This window comes from Paractinoplanes abujensis (assembly GCF_014204895.1).
GTDB lineage: Bacteria > Actinomycetota > Actinomycetes > Mycobacteriales > Micromonosporaceae > Actinoplanes > Actinoplanes abujensis.
The window spans coordinates 8,093,186-8,115,744 of sequence record NZ_JACHMF010000001.1; the positions used below are offsets into that span (position 1 = coordinate 8,093,186).

The following is a 22,559-nucleotide window of genomic DNA, read 5'->3' on the forward strand; positions in this document are numbered from 1 at the left end:
GGAAGGGTGCGGCTGAGAGGGAGGAGAGGCAAGGGAAGGGCGCGGCTGCGGGGAAGAGGCGAGGAATGCGCCCAACTCGGAGGACGAGCCGGCAGAGGAAGGAGGCGACGCGGAGGAAGGAGCCGGCTCGGAGGACGGAGGCGGCTCGGTGGATGGAGGCGGCTCGGTGGATGGAGGCGGCTCGGTAGATGGGGCGGTGAGAAAGGGGGCCGGCTCGAACAAGGGGCCGGGCGGAGAATCGGGGGAGAGGTCACCCATTGCGGTCTCCCATCCGCAGCTGGATTGCCTCGTTGACCTCGGCTCGGGTCGGGCGGGTCCGGCCGTCCAGGTCGGCGATCGTCCACGCCAGCCGCAGAACTCGGTCGTAACCCCGCGCCGACAGCAATCCCTTGTCGAGGGATTCGCGCAGAACCGCGGTGTCCGAAGCCGGCAGCCGCCACGGCGGGCGCCGCAGCACCTGGCCCGGCACGCCCGCGTTGACCCGCCAGCCGTCGGCGGCCCAGCGCGCGCCCGCCGCGGCCCGGGCCGCCGCCACCCGGGCGCCGACCTCGGCCGAGGAGGGGGACGGAGCCGACGAGACGGTCAGTTGGGCCGCCGTCAACGGGGCCAGGGTCAGCCGGATGTCGATCCGGTCGAGCAGCGGCCCCGACAGTTTGGCCAGGTAGCGACGCCGGACGACGCGAGGGCAGGTGCAGTGCTGGTCGCCGGCCGGGCTGGCGCAGGGGCACGGGTTGGACGCCAGCACCAGCTGGACCTGGGCCGGGAACTCGGTCGTCCCTTGGGATCGGGCCAGCCGCACCCGTCCGGTCTCCAGCGGCTGGCGCAACGCTTGCAGGGTGGCGGACAAGAATTCGGCCGCCTCGTCGAGGAACAGGACCCCGCGGTGGGCCAGCGACATCGCCCCGGGGCGGGCCAGGCCGCTGCCGCCGCCGACGATCGCCGCGGCCGAGGCCGTGTGGTGCGGTGCCTGGTAGGGCGGCCGCCGCAAGAGTTGCCCGTCCGGTGGCAGCACGCCCGCGATCGATTGCAGCGCGGTCACTTCGAGGGCCGCCTCGTCGTCGAGTTCGGGCAGGATCGACGGCAACCGCTCGGCCAGCATCGTCTTGCCGGCCCCGGGTGCCCCGAACATGGCCAGGTGGTGCCCGCCCGCGGCGGCCACTTCGAGCCCGTACCGCCCCATTTCCTGCCCGGCCACGTCGGCCAGGTCGGGACCGGCGGGTGGTGGCCCCGGCTCGTGCGGCGGCGGTTCGAGCAGTTCGTCCTGGCCGCGCACGTAGGCGATGAGCCGGCGCAGGCTGTCGACGGCCCGTACGGTCACGCCGGGCACCACAGCGGCCTCGCGCGCGTTGGCCAGCGGCACGATCACCTCGGTCAGGCCGGCCCGCACAGCGGCGGCCACCATCGGCAGCACCCCGCGGACCGCCCGCACCTGGCCGTCGAGCCCGAGTTCGCCCAGCACCACCACCTTGTCGAGCGCCTCCACCGGCAGTTCACCCGCGCCGGCCAGGAGTGCGGTCGCGATCGCGAGATCGAATCCGCTGCCGTGTTTGGGCAGCGCGGCCGGCAGCAGGTTGACCGTGATCCGGCGGTTGGGCCACGACTGGCCGGAGTTGACCACCGCGGCCCGCACCCGGTCGCGGGCCTCGTGCAGCGCGGTGTCGGGCAGCCCGGTCAGCGTGACCACGGGCAGCCCCTGGGACAGGTCGGCCTCGACCTCGACGATGTGCCCGGTCACCCCGAGCAGCCCGACGGCGAAGACGCGTGCGTAGCTCATCAGTTGCCCCCGAGATGTCAGAACGCCGCGCGGATGTGCGTGACTTGGCTGCCGCCGCGGGTCTGCGGGAGCACTTCGACGACGTCGAAGCGGATCTCGCGGGGGCGGATGCCGGCCTCGGCCAGCCAGCGGAGCGCCAAATGCTGCAATCTGCGCACCTTCTGCGGGGTGACCGCGGCTGCGGGGGGCCCGAACCGGTCGCTGCGGCGCGTTTTCACTTCGCAGAACACGATGTCGTGGCCGTCGCGCAGCACGAGGTCGACCTCGCCGTCGGCGCAGCGCCAGTTCCGGTCGAGGACCACGAGCCCTTGCTCCTGCAGGTGCTGGGCCGCGACGTTCTCGCCGTACGCGCCCACCGCTCGCCTTTGCGTCGTCATGGCGCACAACCTGGACCGGCCGGGCCCGCCGTGCATCCGGCCCGGTCCAAGATCTGTGGACAGAGCGCAACTGTGGAAAACCTCTGTGTCACCGTCCAGGTGTGTTATGAGGCCAGCGGTGGCATTCACGCCCGTATTCACTTAAGTTCCGACATCGTGGAAGGACGCCGCTACGCCGATGAGCCCGAGCCCAGCTGGTATTCCGGGCCGGGTCAGTACTCACGATCGACCGACGCCGAGGTGTCCGGTTCGATCCCGGCCGCGAACCCGTACGACTCCGGCATCCACGAGCGGCCGAGCGGCGCGTTCCGGCTCCCCGAGCAGCGCCCGGTCACGTCCTCGTACGCGGCGCCCGACCCGGTCGCGTCGACCGGCAGTCATGCCCGTCCGGCCGAGCCGGAGTCCCGTGTCCCCGTACGGGGTCCGGAATACCCCACTATCCAGCCATCGGTCGCGGCGGCCGAGCCGACGGCCCTGGTCCCCCCGGTGGTGGAGCGGCGGCAGGAAAGCGTTTACCAGTCGAAGCGCCCGGTTACGTCCGTCGTGATCGCAGTCGTCACTGTTGTCCTGATGATTCCGGTCGTCCGGCTGCTGATCGACGCGACGTTCACCGGTGACCCGGCGGCCGGCGCCATCGTCCCGGCGGTTCTGCTGACGCTCGGGTTCACGCTCACCGGGATCGGGCTGTTCTCGCTGACCCGGGTGGGCCCGATCACACGCGAGACCTGGCTGCGGCCCCCGGTGGCGTACCTCCCGACGGGGTTGATCTTGCTGATCGCCGCGGGGCTGGCCGCCGCGTAAGGGGCAGTCCGAGGCTTGGCGTATGCTGGTTGACGGCGACCGCCTCGTGCGGTCGACCTCGCGTGCCCTCTGTCAGGTCCGTCCGGTAACGGAACGGGGCCGGCAGCGACGGCCCTCCCTGGTCTCGATCTTCTCGGGTCCGACCGTGGCCGCCGACCGGGCACCAGGGCGCTCGCCGCCGGTGAGCGCGACAACCAGGGATTCGTAGGAGTAATCACCATGGCCGTCGTGACCATGCGCCAGCTGCTGGAGAGCGGTGTCCACTTCGGGCACCAGACCCGGCGCTGGAACCCGAAGATGAAGCGCTTCATCTTCACCGAGCGTAACGGCATCTACATCATCGACCTGCGCCAGACGCTCGACTACATCGAGAAGGCCTACGCGTACGTCCGTGACACCGTCGCCGAGGGTGGCCACATCCTCTTCGTCGGCACCAAGAAGCAGGCGCAGGAAGCCATCGCCGAGCAGGCGACCCGCGTCGGCCAGCCGTACGTGAACCACCGCTGGCTGGGCGGCATGCTCACCAACTTCCAGACCGTTTACAAGCGGCTCCAGCGCATGAAGGAGCTCGAGGCCCTGGGTGACCTGACCGGCACCGCCGCCGGGTACACCAAGAAGGAGACCCTCCAGCTCTACCGCGAGAAGACCAAGCTCTCGAAGACCCTCGGTGGCCTCCGTGACATGACCAAGACGCCGTCGGCGATCTGGGTCGTGGACACCAAGAAGGAGCACATCGCGGTCGACGAGGCCCGCAAGCTGGGCATCCCGGTCATCGCGGTGCTGGACACCAACTGCGACCCGGACGAGGTCGACTTCCCGATCCCGGGCAACGACGACGCGATCCGCTCCGCCGAGCTGCTCACCAAGGTCATCGCGGCCGCGGTGGCCGACGGCCTGATCGCCCGTTCCGGCCGGGGCCGTGGTGGCGCCGACGAGAAGCCCGAGCCGGGCACCGTCGCCGCCGGCGAGCCGCTGCCCGAGTGGGAGCGCGACCTTTACGAGGGCGCCGAGAAGAAGGCCGACGACGCTGCGGCGCCCGCGGCTGCCGAGGCCCCCGCGGCCGAGGCGCCCGCCGCCGAGCCGGTTCCGGCCGCTGCCACTCCCGCCGAGTAAGTCACCGACGAACCTGACATCGAGAGAGAGTCATGGCTAACTACACCGCCGCGGACGTGAAGAAGCTCCGCGATCTGACCGGTGCCGGCATGATGGACTGCAAGAAGGCGCTCGAAGAGGCGTCCGGCGACTTCGACCAGGCGGTCGAGTTCCTGCGCATCAAGGGCGCGAAGGACGTCGGCAAGCGGGCCGGCCGCACCGCGGCCAACGGCATCGTCGCCCACTCGGGCGGCGCGCTGCTCGAGCTCAACTGCGAGACCGACTTCGTCGCCAAGACCCCCGACTTCGTCGCGCTGGGTCAGCAGCTGGTCGAGCTGGGCGAGCAGAACAAGGTCGCCGACGCGGCCGCCCTGCTGGCCGCCACGCTGCCGGACGGCAAGACCGTCGCCGACACGGTCCAGGAGTACTCCGCGAAGATCGGCGAGAAGATCGTCGTGAACCGCTTCGTGATCCTCGACGGCACCGTCGCGGTCTACCTGCACCGCAAGGCGCAGGACCTGCCGCCGCAGGTCGGCGTGCTGGTGGAGTACACCGGCAAGTCGGACGAGGCCGCCGACGCGGACGCCCGTGGCATCGGCATGCAGGCCGCCGCCATGCGCCCGCGCTACCTCACCCGCGAGGAGGTGCCGGCCGACGTCGTCGAGTCCGAGCGCCGCATCGCCGAGGAGACGGCCAAGGAGGAGGGCAAGCCCGAGAAGGCCCTGCCCAAGATCGTCGAGGGCCGGGTGAACTCCTTCTTCAAGGACTTCGTTCTGCTCGAGCAGGCTTCGGTCGTCGACAACAAGAAGACCGTCAAGCAGATCGCGGACGAGGCCGGGCTGACCATCACCCGCTTCGTCCGGTTCGAGGTCGGCCAGGAGTAAGCGGGCCGCCGATGGAGGCAAGGGAGGCCGGGTACGCGATTCTGCGTCCGGCCTCCTTCTCCCATAAGGTCTCTGCTGAGCGTTCGAAGGGAAGGCGGGTCTCATGACATTGGTGACCGAGCAGGCAGTTCCGGTTGGCAGTTCGAACCCGCCCGCGCGGCCCCGCCGGGTCGTGCTCAAACTCTCCGGTGAGGTGTTCGGCGGGGGCGCGGTCGGCGTCGACCCCGACATCGTGCAGGGCATCGCCCGGCAGATCGCCACCGTGATCCGCCGCGGCATCCAGGTCGCCGTCGTCGTGGGCGGCGGCAACTTCTTCCGCGGGGCCGAGCTGCAGAAGCGTGGCATGGACCGCAATCGCGCCGACTACATGGGCATGCTCGGCACGGTCATGAACGGCCTGGCCCTGCAGGACTTCCTCGAGAAGGAGGGCGTCGAGACGCGGGTGCAGACCGCGATCACGATGGCCCAGGTCGCCGAGCCCTACATCCCGCTGCGCGCCATCCGGCACCTCGAGAAGGGCCGCTGCGTCATCTTCGGCGCCGGCGCCGGCATGCCGTATTTCTCCACCGACACCGTCACCGCCCAGCGCGCCCTCGAGATCCACGCGGACGTCGTGCTGATGAGCAAGAACGGTGTCGACGGCGTCTACAGCGCCGACCCCCGCGTCGACCCCGACGCCAAGAAGCTCGACCGGCTCACCTTCCAAGACGTGATTCAGCAGGGCCTGCGCGTGGCCGACCAGGCCGCCTTCAGCCTCTGTGAGGAGAACGACCTGCCCATGCTGGTCTTCGGTGCCCAGGGCGACGACACGATCATTCGCGCCGTGAGCGGCGAGAAGATCGGCACCCTGATCACCGCCTGACAACCCACCACCGAGGAAAGCAAGGGAGGCGAGAAGAGCCGGTGATCGACGAGACCCTCTTCGAGGCCGAAGAAAAGATGGAGAGCGCGGTAGAGCACGCCAAGGAGGAGTTCGCCGCGATCCGTACGGGGCGGGCCACCCCGGCCATGTTCTCCAAGATCGTGGTCGACTACTACGGCGCGCCCACGCCGGTGACGCAGATGGCTTCGGTCGGCGTCCCGGAGCCGCGCATGGTCATCGTCAAGCCGTACGACGCGTCGCAGCTCGGCGCGATCGAGCGGGCCATCCGCGACTCGGACCTCGGGGTCAACCCCAACAACGAGGGCACCCAGCTGCGCATCCACCTGCCGCAGATGACCGAGGAGCGGCGCCGCGACATGATCAAGGTCGCGCGCAGCAAGGCGGAGGAAGGCCGGGTGGCGATCCGCAACGTGCGCCGCAAGGCCAAGGAGCAGCTGGACCGCCTGGTCAAGGACGGGGAGGCCGGCGAGGACGAGGGCCGTCGCGCCGAGAAGGAGCTCGACGACACCACCCACAAGTACGTGTCTGTGGTCGACGAGCTCGTCAAGCACAAGGAAGCCGAGTTGCTCGAGGTCTGATGTCCTACCTCGATCCGCGTGCCGGGCAGAGCGCCGGCGACGACACGAGCGTGCCCGCCTGGCACGCGGGCGAGGACGTCCCGACCGGGCAGCTTCCTCTGGTTCCGGCGTCTGACCGCAACGTTCCGGCGTCTGACCGCAACGTTCCGGCGCCGGAACACATCATCCCGACGACCGAACAAAAGCCGCAGATGGGTCGCAGGCGCGCCAAGGGCCGGGCCGGCCGCAACCTGCCGGCCGCGATCGGTGTCGGCGTCGGCCTGGTCCTGGTGGTGCTGGGCTCTCTGGTCATCTGGCCCGACGCGTTCCTGGGCGTCATCGCGCTGGCCTCCGCGGTCGGCGTCTACGAGATGGTCCGGGCTCTGCGGGCCACGGGCGCCGACGCTCCGCTCATTCCGCTGGTCGCCGGCTCGCTGCTGATGGTCGGCCTGGCCTGGCGCGAAGGCCCCGACGCGCTGCTGCTGGGCCTGCTGGTGACGATCGCCGCATCCGTGATCTGGCGCATAGCCGACGGCGTGGCCGCGTTCCGCCGCGATTTCGTGGCCAGCGTCATGATTTCGATCTACGTGCCGTTCCTGCTGAGCTTCGGTGTGCTGCTCCAGCTGCCCGACGCCGGCGAGGACGGCCAGTGGCGGGTGCTGTGCACCCTGCTCGCCGTGGTGCTTTCCGACACAGGTGGCTACGCGGTCGGCGTCTTCTTCGGCAAGCACAAGATGGCCCCGTCGATCAGCCCCGGCAAGACCTGGGAGGGCTTCACCGGCTCGGTCGTCTCGGCCGCCGTCGGCAGCGCCCTGCTGCTGCACTTCCTGCTGGACATTCCCTGGTTCTGGGGCGTGCTGTTCGGCGCGTTGCTCTCGGTGGTGGCCGTCGCCGGTGACCTGGCCGAGTCGATGCTCAAGCGCGATCTGGGCCTCAAGGACATGAGCAACCTGCTGCCCGGGCACGGCGGCCTGATGGACCGGCTCGACTCAATCCTGTTCGCCGTCCCCACGGCCTACCTTCTGTTCGCTCTGATCGGGGCGAACACGTGACCGGCACGCACACAGGCAAGCGTGCGAGACTGGTTCTGCCATGACGATTCTTCCGGTCATCCCGACCAGCCTCGACCAGCCCGACGCGGTGGCCACCAAGCGCCGTCCATCGATGCCCCCGCGTCACCTCGCCGACCTCGACCTCGCGGCCCGCCAGGCGGCCGTCACCAGCCTCGGCGAGCCCGCGTTCCGGGCCAAGCAGATCTCCACCCACTACTTCGGCCGCCTCGTGCGCGACGTCGACGCGATGACGGATCTGCCCGCCGCGTCCCGCGCCCGGCTCACCGGTGACCTGCTGCCCACGCTGCTCACCCCCGTCCGCGAGCTGGCCTGCGACGACGGCGCCACCCGCAAGACGCTGTGGCGGCTGCACGACGGCTCGCTCGTGGAAAGTGTCCTGATGGGCTACCCCGATCGGGTGACGGCGTGCGTCTCGAGCCAGGCCGGCTGCGGCATGGCCTGCCCGTTCTGCGCCACCGGCCAGCAGGGCCTGACCCGCAACCTCTCGATCGCCGAGATCGTCGACCAGGTGGTCTACCTGGCCGGCGTGGCCGCCTCGGGCGCGGTCACCGGCGCGCCGCCGCGGCTGTCCCGCGTCGTCTTCATGGGCATGGGCGAGCCGCTGGCCAATTACCCCCGGGTGATCGAGGCTGTGCGCAGGCTCACCACCCCGGCGCCGGAGGGTCTCGGGCTTTCGCAACGGCACATCACGGTCTCCACCGTGGGTCTGGTGCCCGCTATCCGCCGTTTGACGGCCGAAGACCTCAATGTGACCCTTGCGTTGTCCCTGCATGCCCCCGATGATGATCTGCGCGATGAGCTAGTGCCCGTCAACCAGCGCTGGAAGGTGGCCGAGGTGCTCGATGCCGCGTTCGATTACGCGGCCCGGACCGGACGCCGGATCTCGATCGAGTACGCCCTGATCAGGGACGTCAACGATCAGCCGTGGCGTGCCGATCTGCTCGGCAAACTTCTGCGCGGCAAGCTGGCGCATGTGAATCTCATCCCGCTGAACCCGACACCCGGCAGCAAGTGGGATGCGAGTCCGAAACCGGTCGAGCGCGAGTTCGTCCGCCGGCTGCGCGAGGCCGGGATATCGACGACGGTCCGCGACACCCGTGGCCGGGAAATCGACGGCGCCTGTGGCCAGCTGGCCGCGGGCGAGCTCACGGAGGCGAGCGCTGGGGGCGCCGCCGCCGACGCGGAGGTGGCACAGTGACTGGGCGCAGGTCCCAGCGAGCGGAGTGGGAGACGTTGTGACGAGTCAGGGGCAACGTTTCCGGCGGCGTGCTCTGCGCCGCGGCTACAAGGTGGATGAGGTCGATTCCTTCCTCGACCGGGTCGAGGCCACGCTCCAAGGCGAGCAGGTGGGCCCGCCCGTCGGCGCGCAGGAGGTGCACGACGTGGTCTTCCGCGTGCGCTTCGGCGGCTACGACGAGTGGCAGGTCGACCTGCACCTGGACCGTGTCGAGCGCCAGCTGGCCGAGCTCGAGGACAGGGGTGGCCGGGGCGCGCCCGCGCCCGACCCGATGCGTGACTCCCTGCGCGGCGGCCTCTCCGCGGCCAAGCCCGGCCTGGGTGCGGCCATGAGCGGTGGCGGCATGGGCGGCGGCCAGGGCATGGGCGGCATGGCCGGCGGTGGCATGGGCGGCCGGATGGCCCCGCCCACCGAGCGCCTGCCCGCTCCGCCGGTCCGCGACGACCGCTTTCAGCAGCAGCCCCCGCAGCGTGGCCAGATGCCGCCCGACCCGTACGGGCGGTACGACGAGCCCACCGGTTACGGCCAGCCGCAGCAGCCGCAGTTGCCGCAGCGCCCCGCCGGTCCGCCCCCGCCGGCGTACGACCGTGACCCTCGCGACCCGCGTGACCCGCGCGGCTACGACCGGGGCGGCTACGACACGGGCAGCTTCGAGCAGCCGACCGGTGGCTTCGACGGGTTCGAGGCGGGCCGGCACGGCAAAACCGACATGACCGCCGAGATCCGCATGCCGCAGCGCGAGCAGCAGGATCCGCGTGGCGGTTACGGCGGCCCCCCGATGAGCGGCCCGCCCATGGGTGGCCCGCCGATGGGCAACGCCCCGATGAGCGGCCCGCCGATGGGTTACGGCGAGCCCCAGCAGCCTCAGCTGCCCCCGCCGATGGGCGAGCCCGGCGGCGAGCTCTACCGGGTCGACCAGCTGCGGCGCACGTTCCAGCCGCGGCGCTTCGGCAGTGGTTACGACCCCAGCCAGGTCGACCGGCTGTTCGAGGGCATCCTGCAGGCGATGACCGGCCGCGGCCCGATGCCCGTACCGGAAAATGATCTCGACATGCTGCAGTTCGGCCTGGTGCCCGGCGGCTACTTCGAGGCCGAGGTCGACGCCGCGCTCCGCGAGGTCAAGGACATTCTGACCCGACGCCGCTGACAGGAAAGGGGCCCCGATCGAGGGCCCCTTTTCCTTGTCGCTCGGTGGAACCGCGCCTACTGGTCTTCGGGCTTCAAGCCGTTGCGCCGCAGCACCACGTCGGCCAGCACCGCGCCGACGAGCCCCACCGCGAAGACGACGAGCCAGACGTTCTCGGTGTTGCCCTCGTGGTTGCCCCAGAAGAACATCAGAATGATCGCGGCCGAGATGATCGCCGCGCGTCGCGCCTGCTTGCGGTTGCCCGGCTTGAGCTGGTCGGGGGCATACACCGGTTCCTGATCGGCAGCCACGCCTGGTCCTTCCTCGAAGGTCGATCGCATCCGGTTCCAGTCTCGCACGACGGCTCCGCGCGCGGCCCACCAACCCGGACCCGGTACCTTCGATGCGGTCGGGTTCACGGATCGAGGGAGTAGAACGGTGCGGATCACGGGCACGGGACACGCGAGCATGCGGATCGACACCGCCGCGGGCAGCATTCTGTGCGACCCGTGGGTCAATCCCGCCTATTTCGCCTCTTGGTTCCCCTTCCCCGACAATTCGCTGCTCGACTGGGAGACCCTGGGCGACGTCGACTACCTCTACGTGTCGCACCTGCACCGCGACCACTTCGACGCCGAGCACCTCAAGCGCTTCATCAGCAAAAAGGCGACGGTGCTGCTGCCGGAGTATCCGACCAGCCAGCTCGAGGACGAGCTGCGCGACCTCGGCTTCACCAGCTTCTACAAGACCCGGTCGGACGAGGTGCACGAGCTCGACGGCGGCCTCAAGATCATGATCCAGGCCCTGATCAGCCCGACCGACGGCCCGATCGGCGACTCCTCGCTGTGGGTCGAGCACAACGGCGTCCGCGTGCTCAACCAGAACGACGCCCGGCCCACCGACCTGACCCGGTTCAACGAGCTCGGCCACGTGCACGCCCACATGCTGCAGTTCTCCGGCGCGATCTGGTATCCGATGGTCTACGAACTGCCCGACGCGGCCAAGACCGCCTTCGGCAAGCAGAAGCGCGACCGCCAGTTCGACCGCACGTGGCGCTACATCGACGACCTCAAGGCCGACCACGTCTTCCCGATCGCCGGCCCGCCGTGCTTCCTCGACGACACGCTCTGGCAGTTCAACGACATCCACGGCGACGAGGGCAACATCTTCCCCGACCAGTCGGTCTTCATGGCGGAGTACGCCAAGGTCGGCGGCACCAACGGCATCGTCCTGCTCCCGGGCAGCGAGACCTCCCTCGACGCCGACGGGAAAGCGACCACCACGCACCCCACCGACGTCGACGAGTTCTTCGCCAACAAGCAGGCCCACCTCGAGGAGATGCGGGAGCGCAAGGCCCCGGTCATCGCCGCCGAGAAGGCCTCCTGGCGGCACCCCGAGATCGACGTGCTGGGCGCGCTCAAGAAGCGCATCGAGCCCCTGCTCGAAGAGTCGATCTACATGGCCCAGGGCGTCGGCGGCCCCGTCCGCTTCGACCTGACCGACACGTTCGGCCCCGACGGCAACGTCATCGAGTCGATCGTCGTCGACTTCCCCGGCAAGCAGGTCCGCCCCTACGCCGACGAGAAGGTGCGCTACCGCTTCAAGACCGGCCGCGCCCTGATCGAGCACCTCATCCACATCGACGAGGGCGACTGGGTCAACTCGCTCTTCCTCAGCTGCCGCTTCTCCGCCGCCCGCATCGGGCAGTACAACGAGTACGTCTACGCGTTCTTCAAGTGCCTCTCCGAGGAGCGCCTGCAGTACGCCGAGGGCTGGTACGACGAGCACGAAAAGGCCGTCGAGGCGGAAGACACGGTGCTGGGCGACTGGACCGTGCAGCGCCGCTGCCCGCACCTCAAGGCCGACCTGAGCCGCTTCGGCATGGTCGAGGGGAACGTGCTGACCTGCCAGCTGCACGGCTGGAAGTTCGACCTGCCCAGCGGCCGGTGCCTGACCAGCGTCGGGCACAAGATCCGGGCAGAGAAGACCGAAAAGGCATAAAAGGCAGATGTCCTCGCGGGGTGGTGGGTACGGACCGTCGCTCCCGCGGGGGCCGCGGCGGGGCGAGCAGGGCGCTGGCGCGCCCAAAACGCTCACCCCACCACGGCGACGTGCGTGAGTGGTTGCGCCCAACCCCCAAGCGCCCACCCCCGAAAAGCGCGTCAGGGCGTGCTGGTGGGGGTGCCGCCGGCGTGGCTCCAGTCGGGTTTACCGCCGGCGGCGTTCGACGTCACGGCCGGGCCGATCAGGAGGAAGTGGGCCTCCTCGTCGCCGTCCACGCGGGGACAGTGTTCGACGCCGCGCGGGATGACCAGCAGGTCGCCGGGTGACAGGTGCACGTCGCCGTCGCGGAGCTGGACGGTCAGGTGACCCGCGAGCAGCAGGAACGTCTCGTCCTGGTCGTCGTGGGCGTGCCAGTTGGCCGATCGGGTGCCCTTCGCGACCTTGAACAGGTTGCCGTTGGCCTCGGTGAGCACCCGCTGGGACCAGAACTCGGTGAGGCCGGCCGCCTCGTCCGCGACCGCGTATTTCGTCAGCATGCTGCGATCATCACCCCGCGGACTGTCCGGCAGCAGTGGTAGGAATGGCCGATGCCGCAAGGATCCTCACACCGGGTCGTCCTCGTCGTCGACGAGCAGTCCAACCCGTTCGAGGTCGGCTGCGCCTGCGAGATCTTCGGCGGCCCGCTGCGACCCGAGATCGGGTTCCCGCTCTACGACCTCAGGGTGGTCGCCCCGCGCCGCTCGACCCCGATGCGGGACTCCCTGTTCAGCATCGGCGCGGTCGGGCGGCTCGACGAGATCGACCAGGCCGACACCGTGATCGTGCCGAACCGGCCGTACGTCGAAACCCCGTCCCGGCCCGTCCTGCTGGCCGCCCTACGCCGCGCCCACCAGCGCGGGGCCCGCCTGGTCGGCCTCTGCACCGGCGCTTTCACCCTGGCCGAAGCCGGTCTGCTGGACGGGCGCCGGGCGGCGGTCCACTGGCATCTGGCCGACGAGTTCAGGCAGCGCTTCCCCGCGGTCACTCTCGAACCCGACGTCCTGTTCGTCGACGACGGCGACGTCCTGACCTCGGCCGGCAGCGCCGCTGCGCTCGACCTCGGACTGCACATCGTCCGGCTCGACCACGGCGCCGAGGTCGCCAACCACGTCAGCCGCCGCCTCGTCTTCGCCGCCTACCGCGACGGCGGTCAGCGCCAGTTCGTGGAGCGCCCGATGCCCCCGGCCGCCGGCCAGTCCCTGGCGCCCGCTCTGGCCTGGGCCCAGCAGCGCCTGAACGAGCCGATCACCGTGGCCGACCTGGCCCGCCGGGCCGGCCTGAGCACGGGCAGCCTGCACCGCCGGTTCCGGGCCGAACTGGGCACCACCCCGCTGGCCTGGCTGACCGTCGAGCGGGTCACCCTGGCCTGCCGCCTGATCGAGCAGGGCACCCACGGGCTGGAGATCGTGGCGCACCGCTCGGGCCTGGGCACCGGCGCCAACATGCGGTCCCTGTTCAAGCGGCACGTGGGCGTCAGCCCGGCCGACTACCGCCGCCGCTTCACCGGCTGATCGAAGCGCCCGTCTCGCGGCACCCGGCCGCAGCTACTCGGCCCGCAGCAGCCCGGCCCAGCCCGCAGCAGCCCGCTGCGGACCGGCCCCAAGCGGAGCGGCCGAGAAGTGGGTCAGCCGATCGACAGGTCGCGCAGGATGCGCCGGGCGGCGTTGTGGCCGGCGGCGCCGATCACGCTGCCCGCCGGGTGCGCGCCCGCCGAACCCGCGTACAGCCCGTCGAGGCCGGTGAAGTAGGGCATGCGCTCGTCGAAGGCGACCGTGTTGTCGACGTGGTGGATGTGGCCGCCGGTGATGCCGAAGTGCTGTTCGATGCCGGGCGGCGTGAGCGGCATCATGTCGACGATCAGGTCGCGCGTGCCGGGTGCGTACTGTTCGCAGATGTCGAGCAGCCGGTCCACGTACGCGGGAAGCTCTTGATCCCACGAGGAACCCGCGGGCGTGTAGGGAACCGACTGCACGAACAGGGCCGACGAGTGGTGACCCTCGGCGTCCTGCAGCGTGGGATCGACCGTGGTGTGCAGATACCACTCGATGGTCGGCTCCGCGGGCAGCCGGCCCGCCTGCACGTCGGCCCACATCGCGCGCAGGGCGGCCATGGGGGAGTCGGTGCCGGGCTGACCGGCCAGACCGGCCGAACCGGGCAGCAGGTGGATCGTCGACCCGAACGGGGAGGCCGAGCCGGGCGGCAGGCAGGTGAACTCGGGCAGGCCGCGCAGGGCCAGGTTGAGCTTGAGCGTGCTGCCGGGACGCTTCACCGCGGTCATGCGCTCGGTCAGCTCGGCGGGCAGGGCGCCGGACGGCACCAGGTCGATCAGCCGGTACGGGTCGCAGGAGCCGAGCACGACGCGGGCGGCGACGGAGCGGCCGTCGGCCAGCACGACCCCGCTGGCGGCCCCGCCGTCGACAGTGACGGCCCGTACGGGGGCCTCGGTGAAAATCTGGGCGCCGGCCGCGCGCGCCGCATCGGCGAACGTGCGGGTGACGGTGCCCATGCCGCCCTCGGCGATCATCCAGGTGCCGTCCGAGTCGGGCAGGCGGCACATGTTGTGCACCAGGAAGTTGTGGCCGGTGCCGGGGTCGTCGGGGCCCGCGTTGAGGCCGGAGAGCCCGTCGGTCACCGCGTACATGCTCACCAGCAGCTCGCTCTTGAAGCCGAACCGGGCCAGGTAGTCGGCCACCGAGCCGCGGACGAGGTCGATGAACGTGCTTTGCAGCTGGGGGCGGATGTAACGGTCGGCGATCTGTTCGACGCTGCCCGGTTCCTGCAGCCAGGCCGGGGCGAGGTCGGCCCGCAGCGCGCCGATCTCGACTGCCAGCTGCTCGTCGGCGGCGGCGTCACGCGGCGAGAAGAAGCGTTCGAGCTGTTCGCGGGTCGACGCGTGGTCGCGGCCGAACAGCAGGTAGGGCGAGCCGGCCGGGCCGGGCGTGGGCAGGAAGTAGTGCGGGTCGCGGCGCAGCACGGGAATGTCGACGTCCAGCGTGCGCAGCAGCTCGGGCGGCATCAGGCCCAGCAGGTAGGACCCGGTGGACTGGCCGAGGCCGGGCGCCTGGGGGAACGGGCGCTCGGTGCGGGCGGCCCCGCCGATCACGTCGGTGGCCTCGAGGACGACGACGTCGAGGCCGGCCCGGGCCAGCAGGATCGCGGAGACGAGGCCGTTGTGACCGGCGCCGATGATCACTACGTCGGCGCGGGTGGGGAGCCCGGCGGCGGGGTGAGCGGTCATGACGCTTGAGCGTAGCGGCTGACCTCGTGAGTGATCCTCAACTGTTCGTACGTGAAGCTGATTCACGTCGATTCTGGTAGACGCTCGCGCTGCGGGTCGCGGCGTAACCGGCCAGCACGATCACGTGGAACAGATACAGCCACAGCCCGACCGCCACCATGCCGCCGATCTCGTCGAAGCCGCCGAACGGCGCGCCCAAGTCGAGGGGGAACGAGCAGAACAGCACGAAGCCGTGCAGAAAACCGGACAGGTTGGCCGCGAAGAACGACCCGACCAGCACCGTCGAGAGCCAGCGCGGGCGGTCCGGCGCCACGTAGCGGTAGACCCAGATCAGCACCGGCGTGAGCACCAGCCAGGCGGCCAGGAACGAGAGCACGACGCCGAGCACGGAGTACCAGCCGCCCCGCAGCCAGAGCTCGCTGGTCGAGGGCAGTGCGAGGAACATGGCCAGCGTCAGGGCCGGGGCCGCGGCCATCAAGGGCAGCCAGGCCAGCCGGCCCCGCCAGCCGACCAGCGACTCGACGCCCGGTTCGCGGCTGCGCAGCGACACGAAGGCCCGGCGCAGACCCTCGCCGTACAGGGTGGCCGGAAGCAGGCTGGCCAGCGCGAACAACGGAGTCAGGTGCAGCCCGGCGTCGATCAGGGCGCTCAAGGCCTGCGGCGCGCCGATCTGGTCGGGCAGCGCGGTGATGGTGCGGCCGGTGAGCCTGCGCACCCGGTCGGCGCCCGCGATCAAGCCGGTGATCCAGATCGCGAGCAAGGCGATCGGCACCACCGCGATCCCGCCGTAGAACGTGACCGCCGCCGCGTGCAGCGCCAGATCGCGTCCCCGCAGCGGCCGGAACGGCATCCCCACCACATGCGCCGTCCGGCGGAGCCACCCCGTCATGTGATCCACATACCCAGTTGCCCGCAGCCCGACGCGAGAGTGTCGCACCGGTCCGGAAAGATGGGCGGCATGCGGGATCTCGTACTGCTCGGCTCGACCGGGTCCATCGGCACCCAGGCCATCGACATCGTGCGCCGCAACCCGGACAAGTTCCGGGTCGTGGCGCTCGGCGCGGGCGGCGGAAACGTCGAGTCGCTGGCGGCCCAGGCCCTCGAGCTGGGCGTCGAGGTGGTCGGCGTGGCGCGGGCCACTGCGGTGCAGGATCTGCAGCTCGCCTTCTACGCCGAGGCGCAGCGCCGCGGCTGGGCGACCGGCGACTTCAAGCTGCCCAAGATCGTGGCCGGCCCCGACGCGATGACCGAGCTGGCCCGCTGGCCCTGTGACGTGGTGCTCAACGGCGTGGTGGGCAGCCTCGGCCTGGCCCCCACGCTGGCCGCCCTCGAGTCGGGCCGCATCCTCGCCCTGGCCAACAAGGAGTCGCTGGTCGCCGGGGGCCCGCTGGTGCGGCGCATCGCCAAACCGGGGCAGATCGTCCCGGTCGACTCCGAGCACTCGGCGCTGGCCCAGTGCCTGCGCGGCGGCACGACGGGCGAGGTGCGCCGGCTCGTGCTGACCGCCAGCGGGGGAGCGTTCCGCGACCGGCGCCGCGACGAGCTGACGAACGTCACACCCGACGAGGCGCTCAAACACCCGACGTGGGACATGGGCCCGGTCGTCACGATCAATTCGGCCACGATGGTGAACAAGGCGCTCGAGGTGATCGAGGCACACGAGTTGTTCAACGTGGCCTACGACGACATCGAGGTGATGGTGCACCCGCAGTCGGTGCTGCACTCGATGGTCGAGTTCGCCGACGGGTCGACGCTGGCCCAGGCCAGCCCGCCCGACATGCGCCTGCCGATCGCGCTCGCGCTGGCCTGGCCCGAGCGGGTGCCGGGGGCGGCCGCGGGCGTCGACTGGCGGGAGGCGCACAACTGGGAGCTGCGCCCGCTCGACGACGAGGCCTTCCCGGCCGTGCGCCTGGCCAAGCAGGCCGGCCGCGAGGGCCACTGCCGCCCGGCGATCTACAACGCGGCCAACGAGGAGTGTGTGGCCGCTTTCGTCGCCGGTCGGCTACCTTTTCTGGGCATCGTCGACACACTGGAACAGGTGCTCGCGGCGGCTCCTCGATTTGCCGAGCCGAGTACCGTCGAAGAGGTGCTCGCGGCCGAGTCCTGGGCGCGCACCCAGGCCCAGCAGATGATCGCTACTGCGGCAGAAGGAGCTTGATGCTGTACTGGCTGGGGGTGGCCGCGTTCGCGCTGGCCATCCTGATCTCTGTGAGCCTGCATGAGCTCGGCCACATGCTCACGGCCAAGGGCTTCGGCATGAAGGTGTCGCGCTACTTCGTCGGGTTCGGGCCCACGATCTTCTCGTTCCAGCGGGGCGAGACGGAATACGGGCTCAAGGCGATCCCGCTCGGCGGCTTCTGCAAGATCGTCGGCATGACGCCGCAGGACGACGACGTCGCCCCGGAGGACCAGCCCCGCGCGATGTGGCGGTTCCCGGTGTGGAAACGCACGATCGTCATGTCGGCCGGTTCGATCACCCACTTCATGCTGGCCGCCGTGGCCGCGTATTTCGCCGCGATCTCGCTCGGCCTGCCCAACACGGCCTACCCGCAGACCGACGCCGACACGCTGGCCCAGAAGCCGGTCATCACGATCACCGAGTGCACCTGGGTCAACCTGCCGACCACCCAGCAGGAGTGCGTCCCCGGTCAGAACGGCGCGATCGCGGGCCCGGCGTTCGCGGCCGGCCTGCGCGACGGCGACCTGATCACGCGGGTCGGCGACACCCCGATCACCACGTACGGGCAGCTCACCGAGGCCATCCGGGCGCTCCCGGCGGGCCCGGTGCCGGTGGAGTATCAGCGGGCCGGCGCGACCGCCACGGCGAACGTCGACCTGGTGGCCGCCCAGCGCGCGCCGATCACCGACTCCGAGGGCGCGACGACCACGGTCTCGGTGGCCGGCGTCGGCTGGGACCAGCGCAGCGTGCCCACGATGATCGAATACAGCGCGGCCGACGGGTTCGGGGCGACCGCCGACTACGGCTGGTTCCTGTTCAAGAACACGTTCGAGGCCATGAAGCGGATCCCCGACAAGATCCCGGCCCTGTGGCACTCGATCACCGGCGCCGAGCGTGACCCCGAGACCCCGATCAGCGTGGTCGGCGCGAGCCGGCTCGGTGGCGAGGCCCTCGAGAACGGCGTGCCCGAGCTCTTCCTCAACATCTTCATCTCGCTCAACGTCTTCATCGGCATCTTCAACCTGCTGCCGCTGCTGCCGTTGGACGGCGGTCACATCGCGATCGCCTGGTACGAGCGCGTCCGATCGTGGCTCTACGCTCGATTCCGTAAGCCCGACCCGGGCCGTGTCGACTACTACAAGCTGATGCCTGTCACCTATGCAGTCATCCTGATTGGCGGTGCGTTCACCCTGCTGACCGTTACCGCCGACATCATCAACCCGATCACGATCTTCAAATAGGTGATGCGAAAGTGACCGCAATCAGTCTCGGTATGCCGGCCGTGCCCCCGCCGCCGCTGGCGCCCCGTCGGCACAGCCGGCAGATCATGGTGGGCAACGTGCCGGTCGGTGGCGGTGCGCCGGTCAGCGTGCAGTCGATGACGACCACGCTGACCGCCGACGTCAACAAGACGCTGCAGCAGATCGCCGAGCTCACCGCCTCGGGCTGCCAGATCGTTCGGGTCGCGGTCCCCTCGCAGGACGACGTCGAGGCGCTGCCCGCGATCGCCAAGAAGTCGCAGATCCCGGTGATCGCCGACATCCACTTCCAGCCGAAATACGTGTTCGCGGCGATCGACGCCGGCTGCGCGGCGGTCCGGGTCAACCCGGGCAACATCCGCCAGTTCGACGACAAGGTCAAGGAGATCGCGAAGGCGGCCTCCGACGCGGGCATCCCGATCCGCATCGGCGTCAACGCGGGCTCGCTCGACAAGCGGCTGCTGCAAAAATACGGCAAGGCCACCGCCGAGGCGCTGGTCGAGTCGGCGCTGTGGGAGTGCTCACTGTTCGAGGAGCACGGCTTCCGCGACATCAAGATCTCGGTCAAGCACAACGACCCGGTCGTCATGATCCGGGCCTACCGGCAGCTGGCCGAGCAGTGCGACTATCCGCTGCACCTGGGCGTGACCGAGGCCGGCCCGGCGTTCCAGGGCACGATCAAGAGTTCGGTCGCCTTCGGGGCGCTGCTGGCCGAGGGCATCGGCGACACGATCCGGGTGTCGCTGTCGGCCCCGCCGGTCGAGGAGATCAAGGTCGGCCAGCAGATCCTGGAGTCGCTGGGCCTGCGCGAACGTGGCCTCGAGATCGTGTCGTGCCCGTCCTGTGGCCGGGCCCAGGTCGATGTGTACACGCTGGCCGAGCAGGTCACGGCCGGGCTCGAGGGCCTGCCGGTCCCGCTGCGGGTGGCCGTCATGGGCTGCGTCGTCAACGGCCCCGGCGAGGCGCGCGAGGCCGACCTGGGTGTGGCGTCCGGCAACGGCAAGGGCCAGATTTTCGTCAAGGGCCAGGTCATCAAGACCGTCCCCGAGTCGATCATCGTCGAGACCCTGATCGAGGAGGCGCTCCGCCTGGCCGACGAGATGGGCGCCGACCTCCCCGAGGAGCTCCGCGACCTGCTGCCCGGGCCGCAGGTCACGGTGCACTGACACCGCGGACTCGTCCTGCCCTCAGGCCTCGCCGTTGCCCTCGGGTCGGCGGGGCCTTTGGGCATCCAGATCCCCAACGCCGCCGGCAGCCACCCGCTCCGCAGGCCAGCCCCGCTGTTGGCCACCCGTGCTGTCAGCTATCTGCGCCGTCGGCCAGCCCCGCGCTGCCGGTCGGCCTCGCGCTGCCGGTCGGCCTCGCGCTGCCGGTCAGTCCCACGCTGCCGGTCAGCCCCGCGCCGCCGGCCACCCCGCGCTGCCGGTAGTCGGCGGCGGCCCGGTGTTGCACTCGGCCCGTGCGGCTCAGCCGAGCCCGGCACCTGCGGTTTCGGGCGGCCAGAACTCGTACGGGGAAGCTTTTAGAAGAGCACCGTCGCGAACGAGCCGGCCGAGACGAAGCCGCACCGGGCGTAAACGCGGCGGGCTGCCGTGTTGTAGTCGTTCACGTAGAGGCTCACCGTGGGTGACACGCGCCGCAATGCGTCGTGTACCACCGTCGCCATCGCCGGGGCGGCCAGACCACGGCCGCGGAACTCGGGATCGACCCAGACGCCCTGCACCTGGGTCGTGCGGTTCGTCACGATGGCCAGCTCGGCCTTGAAGATCACGCGATCGCCGACGAACCGTGCGTACGCGCGCTTGCCCTTGACCAGCTCGACGATGCGCCGACGGTAACCGCGGCCGCCGTCGTCGAGCAGCGGGGAGACGCCGACCTCTTCGGTATACATCGCCACCGCCGCCGGGAACAGGGCGTCGACCTCGTTGGGGCGGACCAGCCGGACCTCGGGATCGGGGGCGATGATCGGGTCGCGGTCGGCCACCAGCAGGGGCTGGTTGGGGCGTACGTCGCGGGCCCGGCCCCATTGGCCACCCAGCCTGTCCCACAAGTCGAGCACGGCGTCGGAGCGGCCGATGATCGAGGAGCAGATGCGCGGCTCGGCCCCCAGCATCTCGGCGAACGCGGCCGTGGCGGCGGGCGTGGTGCACACCGGCACGAGATGCGCGCCCGACCAGATCATCGACTCGACGCGGCGGCCGGGACCGTAGCCGAAGATGCGGCCGTCGGAACGCCACCAGTTGAGCCCGTGCGCCGCCACCCGCTCGGCGATCTGGGCGCCGGCGTAGGGGTCGCGGTCGAGGATCTTCTCGACCTGCGCGCGCTCGGACTCACCGAGCTGGCGAATGGGGACGGTCAGCACAGCTATCACATTGCCAGATCCAGGGCTGCCCACACCCATCGCAACCCGGTCCGCGCAAAGAAACCCTTGTCGCCGATGCGTTGCCGATATATCGTCTAACTATCGACAACAGATCGGAGATAGTCATGAGGTACCAGCATCCCGGCCCGCACGGCTTCCGTCACCGCGGTTTCACCTTCCCGCCCGGCTTCCCCTTCGGCGGCCCCGGCGACTTCGGGCCTGGCGGCCCATGGGGTGGGCCCGGCCAACGCGGCGGCCGGCGCGGCGGACGAGGCGGACGGCCCAACGTTCGCACCGCTGTCCTGGCGCTGCTTCTGGAGCGGCCCATGCACGGCTACGAGATGATTCAGGAGCTCGACTCGCGCACCAACGGCATCTGGCGGCCCAGCCCCGGCTCGGTCTACCCGACGCTGCAGCTGCTCGAGGACGAGGGCCTGATCGAGCCCGAGGCGGAGGGCAGCCGCAAGAGCTACCGCCTGACCGAGGCCGGCCGGGCCGAGGCGGAGACCGCCGCGCAGAACCCGCCGTGGGGCAGCATCGGCGACGACACGATGTCGCAGGTGCAGGACTTCCGCGACGCCGCGGTGGGCATCATGGGCGCGCTCAAGCAGGTCGGCTTCAACGGCACCCCCGAGCAGCGGCAGCGGGCCCTGGAGATCCTGAACGAGACGAAGCGCAAGCTGTACGCGATCCTCGCCGACGAGTGATCGTGGTCACCGGTGAAGCGCACCCCGATTATGGGGTGCGCTTTTCGCGTTCCGCCGCTGACCACCCACGGGGCCTGCCGTGTTCCGCGCCGCGCCCGGCGGAAACGACGGGACGCCCAGGGGGCCGATCCTCGCAACGGGATCGGCCCCCTGGGCGTCCGGGGGATGTCGCGGCGCTTCGTCGGGCCGCTTGGTGGGGGAAAAGCTGGGGTCAGCGGGGGAGTGCGAAAGCCAGCGGCACCGACGCGGGCTCGGCCTGCCACGTGCCGAAGAGGACCGCGCCCGGGTGGGAGACGGCCCGGTCGAGGATGCGGGGGATCGTCAGGGTGAGTTTGTCGGTCTCGATCACCGTGGGGTTGCCCGGGTCGACGTGGGTGATCGTCGTGACCGCGCGGGCCTCGGCGAACTCGGTGATCAGGCTGGTGGTGATCGTCATGCTGGGCTGGCGCGGCTCGAGGTGCCCGTCCACATCCATGAATTCCTGCGCCTGGCCGCTGCCGGTGAGCAGGGCCTGCGCGAGGGCCTCGGCGTAGACGACGTCGCCCGTGCCGTCGTAGACCCAGCGCCGGCCCAGCACCGAGTGCTCAGTGGTGCCGACCAGCCACTCGTCGGCGCCCTCGATCGCGGCCGCCCGATAGGTCAGCGGAACCTGATAGGTGGGGCCGTCCCCCGCCTTGACCAGCACGGTCTCGATGCCGACCTCACCCTCGGGGTCGTCGAACCGGTAGGACGCCACGCGCTCGACGACGGTGCCGGCCGCGCCCTGATACCACGAGCGGCTCGGGAGCCACGCCGTCAGCAGTTCAACCTTGGTGGGACTCAAAGTCGCCTTGTGGATCAATGCCATGCGCCGCATCGTAGTTACCCCATGCGCCCCACGGGCACCGGCAACCGGCCGGACTGTCCCGCCTTCGGTCCGGTCTGCGCGAACAGCCCCAGGTCAGCCCCGTGATCCCCGTCGCTCGGG

General features: G+C 70.4%; 22 protein-coding genes. 14 read left to right on the forward strand and 8 right to left on the reverse strand.

Annotation, left to right across the window (positions count from 1 at the left end; genetic code table 11):
- Positions 1-250: 250 nt before the first annotated feature.
- Together BKA14_RS37280 and BKA14_RS37285 are read right to left on the reverse strand one after the other, a co-directional pair.
- The gene (locus tag BKA14_RS37280) at positions 251-1,774 is read right to left on the reverse strand and encodes a YifB family Mg chelatase-like AAA ATPase (RefSeq protein WP_184955432.1); all 1,524 of its coding nucleotides are present in this window, start codon (positions 1,772-1,774) and stop codon (positions 251-253) included.
- Between the two features lie 17 nt (positions 1,775-1,791).
- The gene (locus BKA14_RS37285) at positions 1,792-2,151 is read right to left on the reverse strand and encodes a YraN family protein (protein WP_184955433.1); all 360 of its coding nucleotides are present in this window, start codon (positions 2,149-2,151) and stop codon (positions 1,792-1,794) included.
- A 156-nt stretch (positions 2,152-2,307) separates the two neighbouring features.
- Between BKA14_RS37285 and BKA14_RS37290 the strand changes: the two genes are divergently transcribed.
- The 8 genes from BKA14_RS37290 (at position 2,308) to BKA14_RS37325 (ending at position 9,825) form a co-directional block, all read left to right on the forward strand.
- Positions 2,308-2,952, forward strand: a complete 645-nt coding sequence (locus tag BKA14_RS37290) for a hypothetical protein (RefSeq protein WP_184955434.1) — start codon at positions 2,308-2,310, stop codon at positions 2,950-2,952.
- Between the two features lie 219 nt (positions 2,953-3,171).
- The gene (gene rpsB, locus BKA14_RS37295) at positions 3,172-4,065 is read left to right on the forward strand and encodes a 30S ribosomal protein S2 (RefSeq protein WP_184955435.1); all 894 of its coding nucleotides are present in this window, start codon (positions 3,172-3,174) and stop codon (positions 4,063-4,065) included.
- A 32-nt stretch (positions 4,066-4,097) separates the two neighbouring features.
- Positions 4,098-4,928, forward strand: a complete 831-nt coding sequence (tsf, locus tag BKA14_RS37300) for a translation elongation factor Ts (protein ID WP_184955436.1) — start codon at positions 4,098-4,100, stop codon at positions 4,926-4,928.
- Positions 4,929-5,031: 103 nt separating this feature from the next.
- Positions 5,032-5,790, forward strand: coding sequence for a UMP kinase (gene pyrH, locus BKA14_RS37305; protein WP_184955437.1), 759 nt, complete (start codon positions 5,032-5,034; stop codon positions 5,788-5,790).
- 41 nt (positions 5,791-5,831) lie between these two features.
- The gene (frr, locus tag BKA14_RS37310) at positions 5,832-6,389 is read left to right on the forward strand and encodes a ribosome recycling factor (RefSeq protein WP_184955438.1); all 558 of its coding nucleotides are present in this window, start codon (positions 5,832-5,834) and stop codon (positions 6,387-6,389) included.
- 191 nt (positions 6,390-6,580) lie between these two features.
- Positions 6,581-7,420, forward strand: a complete 840-nt coding sequence (locus BKA14_RS37315; protein ID WP_438861933.1) for a phosphatidate cytidylyltransferase — start codon at positions 6,581-6,583, stop codon at positions 7,418-7,420.
- A gap of 40 nt (positions 7,421-7,460) precedes the next feature.
- The gene (gene rlmN / locus BKA14_RS37320) at positions 7,461-8,639 is read left to right on the forward strand and encodes a dual-specificity RNA methyltransferase RlmN (RefSeq protein WP_184955440.1); all 1,179 of its coding nucleotides are present in this window, start codon (positions 7,461-7,463) and stop codon (positions 8,637-8,639) included.
- 37 nt (positions 8,640-8,676) lie between these two features.
- Positions 8,677-9,825 carry a DivIVA domain-containing protein gene (locus tag BKA14_RS37325; RefSeq protein ID WP_184955441.1) on the forward strand — a complete coding sequence of 383 codons (1,149 nt, stop codon included), beginning with the start codon at positions 8,677-8,679 and terminating at the stop codon, positions 9,823-9,825.
- Between the two features lie 56 nt (positions 9,826-9,881).
- Here BKA14_RS37325 and BKA14_RS37330 read toward each other — a convergent pair whose 3' ends face one another.
- The gene (locus BKA14_RS37330) at positions 9,882-10,115 is read right to left on the reverse strand and encodes a DUF2631 domain-containing protein (RefSeq protein ID WP_239092530.1); all 234 of its coding nucleotides are present in this window, start codon (positions 10,113-10,115) and stop codon (positions 9,882-9,884) included.
- Positions 10,116-10,242: 127 nt separating this feature from the next.
- Here BKA14_RS37330 and BKA14_RS37335 point away from each other — a divergent pair, with 127 nt between their 5' ends.
- Positions 10,243-11,805 (forward strand): Rieske 2Fe-2S domain-containing protein, encoded by a 1,563-nt coding sequence (locus tag BKA14_RS37335; protein ID WP_184955443.1) that lies wholly within the window; start codon positions 10,243-10,245, stop codon positions 11,803-11,805.
- A gap of 161 nt (positions 11,806-11,966) precedes the next feature.
- Here BKA14_RS37335 and BKA14_RS37340 read toward each other — a convergent pair whose 3' ends face one another.
- Complete coding sequence (locus BKA14_RS37340) at positions 11,967-12,344, reverse strand: cupin domain-containing protein (protein ID WP_184955444.1); 378 nt, start codon at positions 12,342-12,344, stop codon at positions 11,967-11,969.
- A gap of 51 nt (positions 12,345-12,395) precedes the next feature.
- On the opposite strand from BKA14_RS37340, the gene BKA14_RS37345 reads away from it, so the two are divergent.
- The gene (locus BKA14_RS37345) at positions 12,396-13,358 is read left to right on the forward strand and encodes a GlxA family transcriptional regulator (protein WP_184955445.1); all 963 of its coding nucleotides are present in this window, start codon (positions 12,396-12,398) and stop codon (positions 13,356-13,358) included.
- A gap of 113 nt (positions 13,359-13,471) precedes the next feature.
- On the opposite strand, the gene BKA14_RS37350 is transcribed toward BKA14_RS37345, so the two are convergent.
- Both BKA14_RS37350 and BKA14_RS37355 read right to left on the reverse strand, forming a co-directional pair.
- Positions 13,472-15,085: a phytoene desaturase family protein gene (locus tag BKA14_RS37350; RefSeq protein WP_184955446.1), complete on the reverse strand. Its 1,614-nt coding sequence runs from the start codon at positions 15,083-15,085 to the stop codon at positions 13,472-13,474.
- 37 nt (positions 15,086-15,122) lie between these two features.
- Complete coding sequence (locus BKA14_RS37355) at positions 15,123-15,974, reverse strand: YhjD/YihY/BrkB family envelope integrity protein (protein ID WP_184955447.1); 852 nt, start codon at positions 15,972-15,974, stop codon at positions 15,123-15,125.
- A gap of 60 nt (positions 15,975-16,034) precedes the next feature.
- Between BKA14_RS37355 and dxr the strand changes: the two genes are divergently transcribed.
- From dxr to ispG, 3 genes are read left to right on the forward strand one after another with little or no spacing between them, the layout of a single operon-like run.
- Positions 16,035-17,243: a 1-deoxy-D-xylulose-5-phosphate reductoisomerase gene (gene dxr / locus BKA14_RS37360; protein ID WP_184955448.1), complete on the forward strand. Its 1,209-nt coding sequence runs from the start codon at positions 16,035-16,037 to the stop codon at positions 17,241-17,243.
- Positions 17,243-18,505 (forward strand): M50 family metallopeptidase, encoded by a 1,263-nt coding sequence (locus BKA14_RS37365; protein WP_184955449.1) that lies wholly within the window; start codon positions 17,243-17,245, stop codon positions 18,503-18,505. Before dxr ends, BKA14_RS37365 begins: the two co-directional genes overlap by 1 nt.
- Before the next feature lie 11 nt (positions 18,506-18,516).
- On the forward strand, positions 18,517-19,689 hold the full coding sequence (gene ispG / locus BKA14_RS37370; RefSeq protein WP_184955450.1) for a flavodoxin-dependent (E)-4-hydroxy-3-methylbut-2-enyl-diphosphate synthase: 1,173 nt from the start codon (positions 18,517-18,519) through the stop codon (positions 19,687-19,689).
- A 356-nt stretch (positions 19,690-20,045) separates the two neighbouring features.
- Here ispG and BKA14_RS37375 read toward each other — a convergent pair whose 3' ends face one another.
- Positions 20,046-20,885 carry a GNAT family N-acetyltransferase gene (locus BKA14_RS37375; RefSeq protein ID WP_184955451.1) on the reverse strand — a complete coding sequence of 280 codons (840 nt, stop codon included), beginning with the start codon at positions 20,883-20,885 and terminating at the stop codon, positions 20,046-20,048.
- A gap of 125 nt (positions 20,886-21,010) precedes the next feature.
- Between BKA14_RS37375 and BKA14_RS37380 the strand changes: the two genes are divergently transcribed.
- Entirely contained in the window at positions 21,011-21,592 is a 582-nt protein-coding gene (locus BKA14_RS37380; RefSeq protein WP_184955452.1) for a PadR family transcriptional regulator, read from the forward strand.
- A 211-nt stretch (positions 21,593-21,803) separates the two neighbouring features.
- Here the strand turns inward: BKA14_RS37380 and BKA14_RS37385 are convergent, their stop codons facing one another.
- Positions 21,804-22,439, reverse strand: a complete 636-nt coding sequence (locus tag BKA14_RS37385; protein WP_184955453.1) for a CG0192-related protein — start codon at positions 22,437-22,439, stop codon at positions 21,804-21,806.
- Between the last annotated feature and the right edge of the window lie 120 nt (positions 22,440-22,559).